This window comes from Pantoea agglomerans, assembly GCF_020149765.1.
In the GTDB taxonomy this organism is placed as follows: Bacteria; Pseudomonadota; Gammaproteobacteria; order Enterobacterales; family Enterobacteriaceae; genus Pantoea; species Pantoea alvi.
Genome location: NZ_CP083809.1, coordinates 589,037 through 603,486, shown reverse-complemented (window position 1 = coordinate 603,486; position 14,450 = coordinate 589,037). Strand labels below are relative to the sequence as shown.

Annotated in this window: 13 protein-coding genes; 7 read left to right on the top strand and 6 right to left on the bottom strand. The window is 60.6% G+C overall.

All coding sequences use genetic code 11. The annotated features are described in order from the left end of the window. Position 1 precedes the first annotated feature (1 nt). A complete protein-coding gene (locus LB453_RS05505; RefSeq protein ID WP_103794663.1) occupies positions 2-1,342 on the top strand; it encodes an aspartate aminotransferase family protein in 1,341 nt (446 codons plus the stop codon). A gap of 62 nt (positions 1,343-1,404) precedes the next feature. On the opposite strand, the gene exbD is transcribed toward LB453_RS05505, so the two are convergent. After that, a complete protein-coding gene (gene exbD / locus LB453_RS05500; RefSeq protein WP_103794662.1) occupies positions 1,405-1,827 on the bottom strand; it encodes a TonB system transport protein ExbD in 423 nt (140 codons plus the stop codon). A 4-nt stretch (positions 1,828-1,831) separates the two neighbouring features. Further along, on the bottom strand, positions 1,832-2,557 hold the full coding sequence (gene exbB / locus LB453_RS05495) for a tol-pal system-associated acyl-CoA thioesterase (RefSeq protein ID WP_199187294.1): 726 nt from the start codon (positions 2,555-2,557) through the stop codon (positions 1,832-1,834). Positions 2,558-2,908: 351 nt separating this feature from the next. Between exbB and LB453_RS05490 the strand changes: the two genes are divergently transcribed. The 5 genes from LB453_RS05490 (at position 2,909) to LB453_RS05470 (ending at position 7,825) form a co-directional block, all read left to right on the top strand. Then, positions 2,909-3,886 (top strand): TRAP transporter substrate-binding protein, encoded by a 978-nt coding sequence (locus LB453_RS05490; protein WP_103794660.1) that lies wholly within the window; start codon positions 2,909-2,911, stop codon positions 3,884-3,886. A gap of 46 nt (positions 3,887-3,932) precedes the next feature. Then, the gene (locus tag LB453_RS05485; RefSeq protein ID WP_103794659.1) at positions 3,933-4,439 is read left to right on the top strand and encodes a TRAP transporter small permease; all 507 of its coding nucleotides are present in this window, start codon (positions 3,933-3,935) and stop codon (positions 4,437-4,439) included. 9 nt (positions 4,440-4,448) lie between these two features. Then, positions 4,449-5,735, top strand: a complete 1,287-nt coding sequence (locus LB453_RS05480) for a TRAP transporter large permease (protein ID WP_103794658.1) — start codon at positions 4,449-4,451, stop codon at positions 5,733-5,735. Between the two features lie 131 nt (positions 5,736-5,866). Next, entirely contained in the window at positions 5,867-7,057 is a 1,191-nt protein-coding gene (metC, locus tag LB453_RS05475) for a cystathionine beta-lyase (protein WP_103794657.1), read from the top strand. Between the two features lie 105 nt (positions 7,058-7,162). Then, positions 7,163-7,825 (top strand): DedA family protein, encoded by a 663-nt coding sequence (locus LB453_RS05470; protein ID WP_103794656.1) that lies wholly within the window; start codon positions 7,163-7,165, stop codon positions 7,823-7,825. A gap of 10 nt (positions 7,826-7,835) precedes the next feature. Here the strand turns inward: LB453_RS05470 and LB453_RS05465 are convergent, their stop codons facing one another. Beyond that, a complete protein-coding gene (locus LB453_RS05465) occupies positions 7,836-8,744 on the bottom strand; it encodes an AraC family transcriptional regulator (protein ID WP_103794655.1) in 909 nt (302 codons plus the stop codon). Between the two features lie 194 nt (positions 8,745-8,938). On the opposite strand from LB453_RS05465, the gene dkgA reads away from it, so the two are divergent. Next, a complete protein-coding gene (gene dkgA, locus LB453_RS05460) occupies positions 8,939-9,763 on the top strand; it encodes a 2,5-didehydrogluconate reductase DkgA (RefSeq protein ID WP_103794654.1) in 825 nt (274 codons plus the stop codon). Between the two features lie 57 nt (positions 9,764-9,820). On the opposite strand, the gene ftsP is transcribed toward dkgA, so the two are convergent. From ftsP to parC, 3 genes are all read right to left on the bottom strand, one after another. Then, a complete protein-coding gene (gene ftsP / locus LB453_RS05455) occupies positions 9,821-11,251 on the bottom strand; it encodes a cell division protein FtsP (protein WP_103794653.1) in 1,431 nt (476 codons plus the stop codon). 128 nt (positions 11,252-11,379) lie between these two features. Next, positions 11,380-12,117 (bottom strand): 1-acylglycerol-3-phosphate O-acyltransferase, encoded by a 738-nt coding sequence (locus LB453_RS05450; RefSeq protein WP_103794652.1) that lies wholly within the window; start codon positions 12,115-12,117, stop codon positions 11,380-11,382. Positions 12,118-12,163: 46 nt separating this feature from the next. Continuing rightward, positions 12,164-14,437: a DNA topoisomerase IV subunit A gene (gene parC / locus LB453_RS05445; protein ID WP_103794651.1), complete on the bottom strand. Its 2,274-nt coding sequence runs from the start codon at positions 14,435-14,437 to the stop codon at positions 12,164-12,166. Positions 14,438-14,450 lie beyond the last annotated feature (13 nt).

The following is a 14,450-nucleotide window of genomic DNA, read 5'->3' as shown; positions in this document are numbered from 1 at the left end:
GATGACGGTACGTTCAACCATTATGGATACCAACAGCTTTCGTGCTGAGCACGCGGAGAGGCTCTCCCCGGCGATTCGCCAGCTGACCGATAAGCGCAGCCAGGTGCTGGGCGAGTCCTATCGGCTGTTTTACCGCAATCCGGTTCATCTGGTACGCGGACAGGGGCAGTATCTGTGGGACAAGGCGGGCAATCAGTATCTGGATATGTACAACAACGTTGCCAGCATTGGCCACTGCCATCCGGCGGTGGTGGACGCCGTGCATAAGCAGATGATGCAGCTGAATACCCACACCCGTTATCTGCACGAGTCGATCCTGGCCTACAGCGACCGCATTCTGGCCACCCTGCCCGCTGAAATCGATCGGGCGATGTATATGTGTACCGGATCGGAGGCGAACGATCTGGCGATCCGCATTGCCCAGTGCTGGAGCGGCGGCACGGGGATTATCGTCTCAAAAGAAGCCTATCACGGCACCAGCGCGCTTACCTCCGGCGTCTCGCCCGCGCTGGGCAGCGGTCAGCCGCTTTCCCCCACCACCCGGCTGGTGGCGCCGCCCGATTTCTACCGTATCCAGACGGCGGATCAGGGGGCGTGGTTCGCGCAGCAGATCCAGATGCAGATCGACGATATGAGCGCGCACGGCATTAAGTTTGCCGGCTTTCTTGCCGACTCGATCTTCTCGTCAGATGGCGTGCTTCCCGGCCAGCCCGGCTTTTTAAAGCAGGCGATTGAGGTGGTGCATCGAAACGGCGGGATCTTTATTGCTGACGAAGTGCAGCCCGGCTTTGCCCGCACCGGCGAGGCCTTCTGGGGCTTTGCCCGACACGGTGTGGTTCCCGATGTGGTGACCACCGGTAAGCCGATGGGCAACGGCATTCCGGTATCGGGACTGATGGCGAAGGCGCCGGTAATGGCGGCGTTTAGCGATAAGCTGCCCTACTTTAATACCTTTGGCGGCAACCCGGTCTCTATGGCGGCGGCGCATGCGGTGATGGATGTTATTGAGCAGGAAGCGCTTCAGGCCCACAGCCTGAAAACCGGCGCCGCGCTGCTGGCGGCCCTGCAATCCTTGCAGGCGACCTATCCGTGCATCGGTGAAGTGCGCGGCGCTGGCCTGTTTATCGGTTTTGAACTGGTGACGGACAGGGAGAGCAAGCAGCCCGATAAAGGTCTGGCGCTCGATCTGGTGGAGGCGCTGCGCGAGGAGTTTGTGCTGACCTCCGTCGCCGGCCCCTACGGCAACGTGCTGAAAATCCGCCCGCCGCTCTGTTTCCAGGCGCAGGATATCGACTGGGTGGTCAGCGCAATGGACCGCTGCCTGCGCAAATTACAGCAGTAGACCCGACGCGCGAGCCAACAAAAAGGGCAGCCCTGAGGCTGCCCTTTTCCCACGCGCGGCCTTTACTTCGCCGCCGTTTCCATGCCCATCAGGCCGATCTTGAGATAGCCCGCGCCGCGCAGCTTATCCATCGCGCTCATCAGGGTTTCATAGTCGACTGACTTATCAGCCTGGAAGAAGATGGTGGTCTCTTTGTTGCCCTCGGTCTGGCTGTTCAGCACGCTCACCAGCGTTTCCGGCGTTACCTGCTCATTGCCGATATAGAACTGCTTGTCCGCTTTGATCGACAGATAAACCGGCTTCTCCGGCCGCGGCTGCGGTGCGCTGGTAGAGGCGGGCAGATTAACGCGAACATCCACGGTCGCCAGCGGCGCGGCCACCATAAAGATGATCAGCAGAACCAACATAACGTCGATAAACGGCGTAACGTTGATCTCATGCATTTCGCCATCGGTTTCCAGATCGTCGTTTAATCGCATCGCCATAAACTTAACCTACGCGCAATTTCTGAGCGGCCGGGCGAGCTTCCGCGCTTTTCGCGTTCAGGTTGCCCAGGTCGATATCGCGGCTCTGCAGCAGCAGAATCTGCGCGGCCACATCCCCCAGCGACGCTTTATAACTGGCGATCATGCGCGCAAAGACGTTATAAATCACCACCGCCGGAATCGCTGCCACCAGGCCGATAGCCGTTGCCAGCAGCGCTTCAGCGATGCCTGGCGCGACCACCGCCAGATTGGTGGTCTGCGTCTGCGCAATGCCGATAAAGCTGTTCATAATGCCCCATACCGTTCCGAACAGGCCGATAAACGGCGCAACGGAACCGATAGTGGCGAGAAAACCGTTGCCGCGGCCGGCGTGGCGGCTAAAGGCGGCGACGCGGCGCTCAAGGCGAAAGCTGGTGCGCTCTTTAATGCCGTCGGTATCTTCGACGCCCGCCGAAAGCGCAATCTCGTTTTGGGCATCATTCAGCAACGCCGCGCTGTGGCTGTGGCTCTTGAACTGTCCGGCGGCGCGGGCGGCGTCGCCCAGGCTGCGGGCTTCGCTCAGCGCCTGCTGCTCGCTTTTCAGTCGACGTTTCGCTGCGCTAAGCTCGGCAAACTTTCCGAAAAAAATAGCCCAGGTCACCACCGACGCCAGCAACAGGCCGATCATTACCACTTTTACCACGATATCAGCATGTTGATACATGCCCCAAACGGAGAGGTCCGTTTGCATCAAATCACTGGCTACCACGCTGCGTCTCCAACTTCATATGCAGGAATAATGGATAAGCGCGAATAATAGCAAAAAAACAGCGAATTGATAGTAGTTCTCATTAGTATTTACAAACAGAGCGCCCGGCTCAGCGGGCTGCTGACGCCATTTTATGTCAATTTTCCAGCGCCATTTCAGAAATGTGATTTCCCATATAAATTTATTAAAACAACGTTTCAAAATGTGAGCTTGTTCATTCAATCAGCATTGCCGCATTTTCAGCCAGCGCGATTTGCCTATTCTGGCAGCACGCGGGCCGCTTCCTCTGCCGCTTATACCTGTGCCCTCCTCTACCTGCTGGAGAAAAAAATAATGAGCATGAATAAATGGATCCTTGCCGTTTCCGTCTGCGCTGCGCTCGGCCTGAGCGCGGCGCCAGCGTCGGCGAAGGTATTAAAAGTGGCGGAGGTGCAGCCCGCTGGCTACCCCACCGTCGTGGCGCTGCAGCATATGGGCGACAAGCTCAGGCAGGCCACCAACGGTCGGCTGGAGATGAAAGTCTACGCCGGCGGCGTGCTGGGCGACGAAGATCAGACGCTGCAGCAGGTGCAGCTCGGTGCCATCGATATGATCCGCGTTTCGCTGGCGCCGGTCACCACGATCGCGCCGGAAACCAGCGTGCTGACGCTGCCCTATATCTTTCGCGACGTCGACCATATGCACAAGGTGCTGGACGGTGAGGTCGGCAAAGAGATCGTCGACAAGTTCGAGGCGGACGCCAACGCGCGCATGATCTTTCTCGGCTGGACCGATGCGGGCGAGCGCAACATGATCACCAAAAAGCCGCTCGGCAAGCCGGAAGATCTCAGGGGGATGAAAATCCGCGTGCAGAACAGCGCCATCTCGCTGGCGACGCTGAAAGCGATGGGCGCTAATCCGGTGGCGATGGGCGTCAGTGAAGTCTTCAGCGCCATGCAAACTGGCGTGGTGGACGGCACGGAAAACAACCCGCCAACCTTTGTCGCCCACAACTACCTGCCGGTAACCAGGTACTACACCCTGACCGGCCACTTTATCCAGCCGGAAATGATCCTCTTCTCTAAAGCGTCGTGGGCGCGCCTGTCGCCGGAAGATCAGACGCTGCTGAAAAAGCTCGGCAAAGAGGCGCAGGATGAAGAGCGCCAGCTCTGGGCGACCTATACCCAGCAGTCAATTGAGAAGATGAAGGCGGGCGGCGTGACCTTTCAGGAGACCAACAGAGAGTATTTCATCAAAGCCACGCAGCCGGTGCGCGATCAATTTGGCGGCAAGTATCAGGATCTGATGACGCAGATCGCCGACGTTAACTAACCCCTCGCCGCCGCGCCTTCCGCACGGCGTTATTCAGGTAACGCATATGAACCGATACTCTCGTCTGATGGATGGGCTCTATCTGCTGTGCATGGCGATCGCTGCCGTCGCGCTGTTGATTATGGTGACGGTGATCCCCATCGGCATTTTCGCCCGCTACGTCCTCAACGGCGCGCTGGCCTGGCCCGAGCCGGTCGCCATCGTCTGCATGATTATTTTTACCTTTATCGGCGCGCCGGTCGGTTTCCGCGCCGGTACCCATATCTGCGTCTCAATGGTGACCGATCGCCTCTCACCCACCGCGCAGCGGCGGATGCTGCGCCTGTGCGATCTGCTGATGGTGGCGACCTGTTTGATCATCTTCCAGGCGAGCTACAACCTCTGCGTGGCGATGTGGGTCCAGCCGCTCGCCGCGCTGCCTGCGGTGACCTACGGCGAGATGTATCTGCCGATCCCCGCTGGCGCGCTGTTTACCCTGCTGTTTGTTGTTGAGCGGCTGCTGAACGGCGATCAAAGCCAGCGGCCGGTGGTGGTTTTAGGCGGCACACATTAAGGAGCGACCATGGACGCATTGATGTTGATCGGCAGCCTGGTAGTGCTGCTGCTGTTGGGGTTTCCCGTCGCCTTCGCCGTGGGCCTTAGCGCCTTTATCGGCGCATGGTGGATCGATCTGCCGCTGGAAGCGGTGATTATTCAGATCACAAACGGCGTAAATAAGTTCTCGCTGCTTACCATTCCCTTCTTTATCCTGGCGGGCGCGATTATGGCGGAGGGCGGCATTGCGCGGCGGCTGGTTAACTTCGCCTATATCTTTGTCGGCTTTATTCGCGGCGGGCTGTCGCTGGTGAATATCGTCGCCTCGACCTTTTTCGGCGCGATTTCCGGCTCGTCGGTCGCGGATACCGCCTCGATCGGCTCGGTGATGATCCCGCAGATGGAGCAGAAAGGCTATCCGCGCGACTTCGCGGCGGCGGTGACAGCCAGCGGCTCGGTGCAGGCGGTGCTGACGCCGCCGAGCCATAACTCGGTGATCTATTCGCTGGCGACCGGCGGCGTGGTCACCATCTCCTCGCTGTTCGTCGCCGGGATCTTTCCCGGCCTGCTGCTGGGGCTCTGCCTGATGGTGATGTGCCTCGCCTTCGCGCGCAGGCGCGGCTATCCCAAAGGGGAGCGCATTCCGTTTCGCCAGGCGGTGAAGATTTTCGTCGACGCCTTTTGGGGCCTCTTTACCATCGTCATTATTCTTGGCGGCATACTCTCCGGCATCTTCACCGCGTCGGAGTCGGCGGCGATCGCCTGCCTCTGGGCCTTCTTCGTTACCATGTTTATCTATCGCGACTTTAAGTGGAGCCAGCTGCATATCCTGCTGTTCCGCACCATTAAGACGGTGACGATCGTGATGGTGCTGATCGCCTTCGCGGCGGGCTTCGGCGCGGTGATGACCTTTATGCAGCTGCCGACCATTATTACCGACGCCTTTACCAGCCTGTCGGATAATAAGTACGTTATTCTGATGTGCATCAACCTGCTGCTGCTGGTGATTGGCACGCTAATGGATATGGCGCCGATTATCCTGATCCTGACGCCCGTGCTGCTGCCGGTGGCGACCGCGCTCGGCATCGATCCGGTACACTTCGGCATGATCATGATGACCAACCTCGGCATCGGGCTGATTACCCCGCCGGTGGGCACGGTGCTGTTTGTCGCCAGCGCGGTGAGCAAGCAGAAGATCGAGCAGGTGGTGGGCGCGATGCTGCCCTTTTACGGCCTGCTTTTTATCGTGCTGATGTTGATCACCTATATCCCGGCGATTTCGCTCTGGCTGCCGCGTCTGATGGGGGTGATGTAACCGGTAGAAAGGCGGCGCGCCGCCGCCTTTCCGCTAGCGGGCAGGTTCTGAATATCAGGATTTGGGGTCAACCCTGACCGGCAATTCGTGGTAACGTGAAGGCTTTGTAGCAGGCGGCAGGGCAGACACGAATGACGACCAAAAAAATCGATACCACCTTAGTCAGCGCGGGGCGCAGCAAACGTTACACGCAGGGCGCGGTCAACAGCGTGATCCAGCGCGCCTCGTCGCTGGTGTTCGATAGCGTTGCCGATAAAAAGCGCGCCACGGCGGGACGCGCCAGCGGCGAACTCTTCTATGGTCGCCGCGGCACCCTGACCCACTTCTCGCTGCAGGAGGCGATGACCGAGCTGGAAGGCGGCGCGGGCTGCGTGCTCTATCCCTGCGGCGCGGCGGCGGTGGCAAACGCCATCCTCTCGTTCGTCGACGCGGGCGATCATGTGCTGATGTGCGGCGCGGTCTATGAGCCGACGCAGGACTTCTGCACCAAAATTCTCAGCAAGCTCGGCGTCGCCACCACCTTCTACGATCATACCCTCGGCAGCGAAATCGGCGCGCTGGTGCGCCCGGAAACCCGCGTGGTGTTTCTCGAGTCGCCCGCCTCTATCACCATGGAGGTGCAGGATATTCCGGCGATTGTCGCGGCGGTGCGCGCCAGGGCGCCAGAGGCGGTGATCATCATGGATAACACCTGGTCAGCGGGCTTTTTCTTCAACGCGCTGGCGCACGGCGTCGATATCTCGATTCAGGCGGGCACCAAATATCTTATCGGCCACAGCGACGCGATGATCGGCACCGCGGTGGCAAACGCCCGCTGCTGGGAGCAGCTGCGCGAGAACTCCTATCTGATGGGCCAGACGGTGGACGCCGACAGCGCCTATATGGCGAGCCGCGGCCTGCGCACCCTTGCTACTCGCCTGCGTCAGCATGAGGCGAGCGCGCTGCAGGTGGCGGAGTGGCTGGCGACGCGGCCGGAAGTGGCGCGCGTTAACCATCCGGCGCTGCCTGAGAGCAAAGGCCACGCCTTCTGGAAACGCGACTTCAGCGGCAGCAGCGGCCTGTTCTCGTTCGTGCTGCATGAAAAACTCAGCGGCGAAAAACTGGCGCATTACCTCGATCGCTTCCACCATTTCAGCATGGCCTACTCGTGGGGCGGCTATGAATCGCTGATTCTGGCGAATCAGCCGGAAGAGCTGGCGGCGATCAGGCCAGCGGGCGGCGTCGACTTTGACGGCACCCTGGTGCGTCTGCATATTGGCCTGGAGCATGTCGACGACCTGATTGACGATTTAACGGCGGGTTTTGCACGCCTGACGCAGTAGAAACTTAAACGGAACCTCAACCACGCCATGGCGTCCGGCCGCAGATCAAATCTCGCTGTCGGATTGCCGCTAAAATAGATTCCTTGTGACTCGATGGGATAGCAGATGAGTGTTTTACACGAGATTGTTCATGCGCTCTGGCATCAGGACTTCGCCGCGCTGGCCGATCCAAATGTGGTTTGGGTAGTTTACGGCGTCATGTTTCTGACGCTGTTTCTGGAGAATGGCCTGCTTCCCGCCTCTTTTCTGCCGGGCGACAGCTTACTGCTGCTGGCGGGCGCGATGGTCGCCAAAGGGGTAATGGATTTTATCCCCACCATGGTGATCCTCACTACCGCCGCCAGTCTCGGCTGCTGGCTGAGCTACCTTCAGGGACGCTGGCTCGGCAATACGCGCCTGGTCAAGAGCTGGCTTATGCACCTGCCGGCGCAATATCACCAGCGCGCGTGGCAGCTGTTTAACCGCCACGGCCTGATGGCGCTGCTGGTGGGCCGCTTTCTGGCATTCGTCCGCACCATTCTGCCAACCATGGCGGGCATCTCCGGCCTGCAGAGCGGCCGCTTTCAGCTGTTTAACTGGCTGAGCGGACTGCTGTGGGTAGCGATCGTGGTGGCGTTTGGCTACGGCATCAGCCAGGTGCCCTTTATTAAGCGCCACGAAGATCAGGTGATGGCGATCCTGATGGTGCTGCCGATGGTGCTGCTGTTTGTCGGCCTCGCGGGCAGCATCCTGGTGATCTGGAAAAAGCGTCGGCAAAAGCAGGCGTGATCGCGCGGCGTCAGGCCTGCGGCTCCGCCACCGTCTGACGCACGCGACTAATCTCCTCTCCCGGCGTCACGCCGAAATAGCGCTTAAACTCCCGTGAAAACTGCGATGGGCTTTCGTAGCCCACGCGCACCGCCGCCGCGCTCGCCTTTAGCCCGTCATGCAGCATCAGCAGCCGCGCCTGATGCAGCCGGTAGCGCTTCAGGTACTGCAGCGGCGAGGTTTGCGTCACCGCCTTGAAGTTGTGATGAAACGCCGAGACGCTCATGTTTACCTCTGCCGCCAGCGCATCGACGCTGAGATTCTCCGCATAGTGGTTTTCAATACGGCGCAGCGCGCGGGCAATCTGGCTGAACTGGGTCTGGCGGCTCACCAGCGACAGCAGCGCGCCGCCCGTCGGCCCGGTCAGCACGTAGTAGATAATCTCCCGCACGATCTGCGGCCCCAGCACGCGCGCGTCGCGCGGATGCACCATGACGTCCAGCAGGCGCTCCGCCGCGCACAGCATCGGCTCGGTCAGCCAGGCGGAGTGAATGCCAGAGGTTTGCGGCTGCGGCTGGAAATCTTCGTCATCGCCAATCTCAATCAGCAGATCCTGCAGGGTGGCGGTATCCACCGTCAGAAACATGCCGGCAACCGGCTCCTCCGGCGACGCCCAGGTTTCGCATTCAACCGGCAGCGGCACGGTGAGCATCAGATATTTGGTGGCGTCATAGGTAAAAACGGTGCTGCCGAGATAGCCGGTTTTGCTGCCCTGAAACAGAATCACGATACCGGGCAGGTACATCATCGGCGTGCGCGGCTGATATTGATTAAGGTAGATCAGGTTGACGTTTTGCACCGGACAAAGGCGGTTGCGTCCATGGGTCATTAGGGTCACGACCTGGTTCGCCAGGTGCTGACACAAAGCTTCGTGCGCCATGCATATCTCTCGCAGGGTAAAAAAACCAGTCTGTCAGGCTGCTGCGAAATCCGCCACTGAAATGGAGAAACAGGCAAGACTTACGCAGGATCAGGCAGAGCGGGAAACGGAATTGCCGCCCACAATAAAAACGGGGGCAGGTTTGTTGACTAGACTTAAGCCTCACAGGTTCACTGCAACAGAAAGGAGCACGTATGGCAGATCAACCGATTATCAAACTGCACGACGGCAATATGATGCCGCAGCTGGGGCTTGGCGTATGGCAGGCGAGCAATGAAGACGCCCACCGCGCCGTACTTAAAGCGCTGGAGGTGGGCTACCGCTCGATCGACACCGCCGCTGCCTATAAAAACGAAGAGGCGATCGGCCAGGCGTTACAGGACACCGATGTGCCGCGCGAAGAGATTTTCGTCACTACCAAGCTGTGGAACGACGATCAGCAGAATGTGCAGCAGGCGATGGAGACCAGCCTGAAAAAACTGCAGCTGGAGCAGGTCGATCTCTATCTGATGCACTGGCCGTGTCCGGAAAAAGATCGCTACGTCGACGCCTGGAAAGAGATGATCAAGCTGCAGCAGCAGGGGCTGACCAAAAGCATCGGCGTCTGTAACTTCCATGAAGCGCACCTGAAGCGCCTGCTGGATGAAACGGGCGTCTCGCCGGTGGTCAATCAGATCGAGCTGCACCCGATGCTGCAGCAGCGCACGCTGCACGCGTGGAACGCCATGCATCAGATCCAGACCGAATCCTGGAGCCCGCTGGCGCAGGGCGGCGAAGGGGTGTTCGATCAGGAGATTATCCGCCAGCTGGCGAAGAAATATGGCAAAACCCCGGCGCAGATCGTTATTCGCTGGCATCTCGACAGCGGGCTGGTGGTGATCCCGAAATCGGTAACGCCTGAGCGTATCGCGGAGAACTTCGCGGTGTTCGATTTCCGCCTGGAGAAGACCGAGCTGAGCGAGATTGCGAAGCTGGATCGCGGCAACCGCCTGGGGCCGGATCCAGAAACCTTCAACTAACGGCTGATGGCTATGCGCGCTGTCCTGACGGGCAGCGCGCCCTTCCCGCCTGAAGCGTTACGCCGTCGGCTGCACCAGCAGCTGTCCCGCCGTGCCGAGATCGGCCAGCTCCAGCGTCTGGCTGTAGTAGACAAAGGGGAAGTGATCGGAAGAGCTTTGCGGAAAGCTCACCAGCAGCTCGACCTCGCCATCCACCCAGACGGTATCTTTCCAGCCGCGATCTTCGCCCATCGGCTGCGCGCCGTTGACGCTTTTGATCAGGAACATCGCCCCCTGAATATGCATCGCCTGCGGCCGATCGGCGCGCAGGATCCAGCGTTCGAAGGTGCCCTGCTGCGCGGTGGTGTCAATGCGGTTCAGATCCCACTGCGCGCCGTTGATGCCCGGCATATCATCGCCGATGCGGAATTCGCGCGTGCGCGTCGCCATGCCGTCGAGGATCTGATCCGCCAGCAGACGCATCGGCAGATTATCGGTCACCAGCGGCAGCAGGCCGGTCGGACGCAGCGTCAGCACCAGCGTGTTGGTCAGGATAGATGAGGGCTCAAACAGGCCGCGCAGGCGGTCCATAATGCCCGCCGCCGTGCCTGCGCTAATCGACACCTCGTCGCCCTGCGACATATCGATCAGCACTTCGCGGCGCTCGCCAGGGGCGAGCGAGAGCTGCTGCACCGCCACCGGCGCGGGCAGAAAGCCCTGATCGCTGGCGATAACGGTAAAGGGACGGTTATCGCTCAGCACCATCTGGTAGCGCCGCGCGTTCGAGGCGTTGAGCAGGCGCAGGCGCACCCAGCCGCGCGACACCTCAACAAAGGGATTCTGCACGCCGTTGACCAGCAGCACGTCGCCGAGAAAGCCGCCGTCGTGGGGCGGATCGTAGGCGGGCGTGCCGAAATTATCGAGGCGCTTATCCTGAATAATCAGCGGGAAGTCGTCGACGCCATAGTGGCGCGGCAGCGGCAGCTGCTTGCTTACCTCATCCTCAATAAGCCACATGCCCGCCAGACCGTTATAGATGTGCGGCGCCATGCGGTTCGGCGTGCTGGCGTGATACCAGCAGGTGGCGGCGTTCTGGCGGATCGGCAGCACCGGCGCCCAGTCGACGCCGGCGGACATCATGCGCGGCGCGCCGCCCATCAGCGCGCCCGGCACCTGCAGCCCGCTGACGGTCATCGCCACCGGCTCGTTAAGGCGGTTGCTGTAGATCAGCTTAACGTCGTCGCCGCTGTAGACGCGCACCGTTGGGCCGAGATAGAGCCCGTTGACGCCCCATACCGGCACTTTGTTACTGTCGCCGAGAAAGGACCAGTGGCTGCGCATCAGCGTCAGAAAGATCGGCTGACCGCGACGCGATTCAATAAGCGGCGGCACCGGCAGCGGCGTATCGCCACCGGGAGCGGAGGCCGCGCGCGCCGCTGAAGGCAAGAGACCTGCGCTAAGCGCAGCACCAGCAGAAAGCTGGATAAACTGTCGTCTGCTGAAAGACATAGAACGTCAAACCCTTTACGCGTGGCGCCTGCGCGCCAGCCCATTGTTATTCTTTATTGCTGTGTTGCGTCGCGGCGGGCAGAGCGCGCCGCGTGCATCCGTGCGGGTGCCGGCCAGAGGCTGGCCGGTCAGAGTTTACCGCTTTTTTCGCGCGCTTCGACTTCGGCGTTGAGCGCTTCCAGTTTTTCCATCATCAGTTCACGACAGTGGGTGGCCAGCTTGCGCACCGACTGTGTGGTGTAACCGCTGGTGTCGACCGGCGGCAGCATCTCAACGATCACCAGACCGTTTTTCAGGCGGTTAAGGTTGATCTTGCCGTGCGTGTTGGAGACCACGATAGGAATAATGGGCACGCCTGCCGCCACGGCCGCATGGAAGGCGCCGGTTTTAAACGGCAGCAGACCGCGTCCGCGGCTGCGCGTGCCTTCCGGGAACATCCAGAACGAGATGCGCTTCTTTTCAAACTGCTCGACCAGCTGGCCGATGGTGCCGTGTGCCTTTGAGCGGTTGTCCCGGTCGATCAGCAGGTTGCCGGTCAGCCAGTAGAGCAGGCCGAAGAACGGCACCCACAGCAGGCTTTTTTTGCCGACCGTTACGGTGGTCGGCTGGACGATCTTCGCCGCCGTGATCATGTCGTAGTTGTTCTGGTGGTTGGCGATATAGATAGCGTTGCCGTAATGGGCCGCCTCGGCGGGTTTACGCACCTCCACCTTGATGCCGAACACGCCGGAGAGACGGCCGAAGAGATGGCCGAAGGTCGCGACGTGGCGCGGATTGCGCGGCGAAAACAGACACCAGATGCAGCCAAAAACACAAACCAGGATCGAGTAAATCACCACAAAGATGGTGCGCAGTACTAGTAACATATATCCCTCATTATGGCGCGGCGGAGAGCAATCTCCGCCGCGTTGCTCAGGCTTCGCCGTCTTCGCTGACGGCACGCGCTGGGGCATCCAGCTCTACCTTGTCGATACGCTGCAGGCCGCGCGGCAGCAGCGTGCCGCGACGTCCACGGTCGGCGCGGAATTTTTGCAGCTCTTCGCTGCGCAGCACCAGCTTGCGCTTGCCGACGTAGAGCGTGACCGCGCTGCCCGGCGGCAGGATCAGCAGCCAGGCGAGCTTATCGTTGCCCGCCGCGGCGTCCGCTGCCGGAATAGAGATAATCTTGTTGCCCTTGCCTTTCGACATCTGCGGCAGCTCGCCAACCGGGAACATCAGCATCCGTCCCGCCTGGGTGATCGCCAGCAGCATGTCATCTTCGTGATGCACCGCCATCGGCGTCATCACGCGCGCGTTTTCCGGCAGCGTCAGCAGCGCTTTACCGGCGCGGTTGCGCGACACCAGATCGGCGAAGGTGCAGATAAAGCCGTAGCCGGCGTCGGAGGCCATCAGCAGCTTCTGATCGTCCGCCTCCATCAGCACCTGCTCCACTACCGCACCCGGCGGCGGCGTCAGCTTGCCGGTCAGCGGCTCGCCCTGCCCGCGCGCCGACGGCAGCGAGGTCGGATCGAGCGTATAGCTGCGTCCGGTGGAGTCGATAAAGGCGACCGGCTGATTGCTCTTGCCGCGCGCCGCCGCCAGATAGCTGTCGCCCGCTTTATAGCTCAGCCCCGACGGGTCGATATCGTGGCCTTTGGCGCTGCGCACCCAGCCCATCTGCGACAGGACGATGGTGACCGGCTCAGACGGCACCAGTTCGTTTTCGCTCAGCGCTTTGGCCTCTTCACGCTCGTGGAGCGGCGAACGGCGATCGTCGCCGTAGGCGGCGGCGTCGGCCTGCAGCTCTTTCTTCAGCAGGGTGTTCATCTTGCGCTCGGAGGCAAGGATCGCCTGAATCTGGTCGCGCTCTTTCTCCAGCTCGCTCTGCTCGCCGCGGATTTTCATCTCTTCCAGCTTCGCCAGGTGGCGCAGCTTCAGCTCCAGGATCGCTTCCGCCTGGGTTTCGCTGATGCCGAAGCGCGATATCAGCACCGGCTTAGGCTCGTCCTCGCTGCGGATGATATGGATCACCTCGTCGATATTGAGGAAGGCGACCAGCAGGCCCTCAAGAATGTGCAGACGACGCAGCACGCGCTCAAGGCGATGATTCAGACGACGCTTCACGGTGTCGCGGCGGAACACCAGCCATTCCGACAGGATCTCCAGCAGGTTTTTCACCGAGGGACGGTTGTCGAGGCCGATCATATTGAGGTTAACGCGGTAGCTCTTCTCGAGATCGGTGGTGGCGAACAGGTGGTGCATAACCTGATCGAGATCCACCCGGTTCGAGCGCGGCACGATCACCAGACGCGTCGGGTTTTCGTGATCCGACTCGTCGCGCAGATCTTCCACCATCGGCAGCTTTTTATTGCGCATCTGAGCGGCGATCTGCTCCAGCACGCGCGCGCCGGAAACCTGGTGCGGCAGCGCGGTGATCACCACCTCGCCATCCTCTTTTTTCCATACCGCGCGCTGGCGCACAGAGCCGCGGCCGGTCTGGTAAATTTTGCGGATCTCGTCGCGCGGCGTAATGATCTCCGCCTCGGTGGGATAATCCGGGCCCTGCACGATATCCAGCAGCGCGTCGAGGCTGGTGTTTGGCTTATCGATCAGGGCGATGGCCGCCTGCGCCACTTCGCGCAGGTTATGAGGCGGAATGTCGGTCGCCATGCCGACGGCGATGCCGGTGGTGCCGTTCAGCAGGATATTCGGCAGCCGCGCAGGCAGCATTTTCGGCTCCTGCATGGTGCCGTCGAAGTTCGGCACGAAGTCCACCGTGCCCTGGCCCAGCTCGCCGAGCAGCACTTCCGCATATTTGGAAAGACGCGATTCGGTGTAGCGCATCGCCGCGAAGGATTTCGGATCGTCGGGCGCGCCCCAGTTGCCCTGGCCATCCACCAGCGGATAGCGATAGGAGAACGGCTGCGCCATCAGCACCATCGCCTCGTAGCAGGCGCTGTCGCCGTGCGGATGGTATTTACCCAGCACGTCGCCCACGGTACGCGCCGATTTCTTGAATTTGGCGCTGGCGTTCAGGCCGAGTTCCGACATGGCGTAAATGATTCGGCGCTGTACCGGCTTCAGACCGTCGCCGATATAGGGCAAGGCGCGGTCCATGATGACGTACATCGAGTAGTTCAGGTACGCGTTTTCGGTAAATGTGTGCAGGGCAAGACGCTCTGCACCATCCTGCGTCAATTCACTCATTAAATTTTATCCT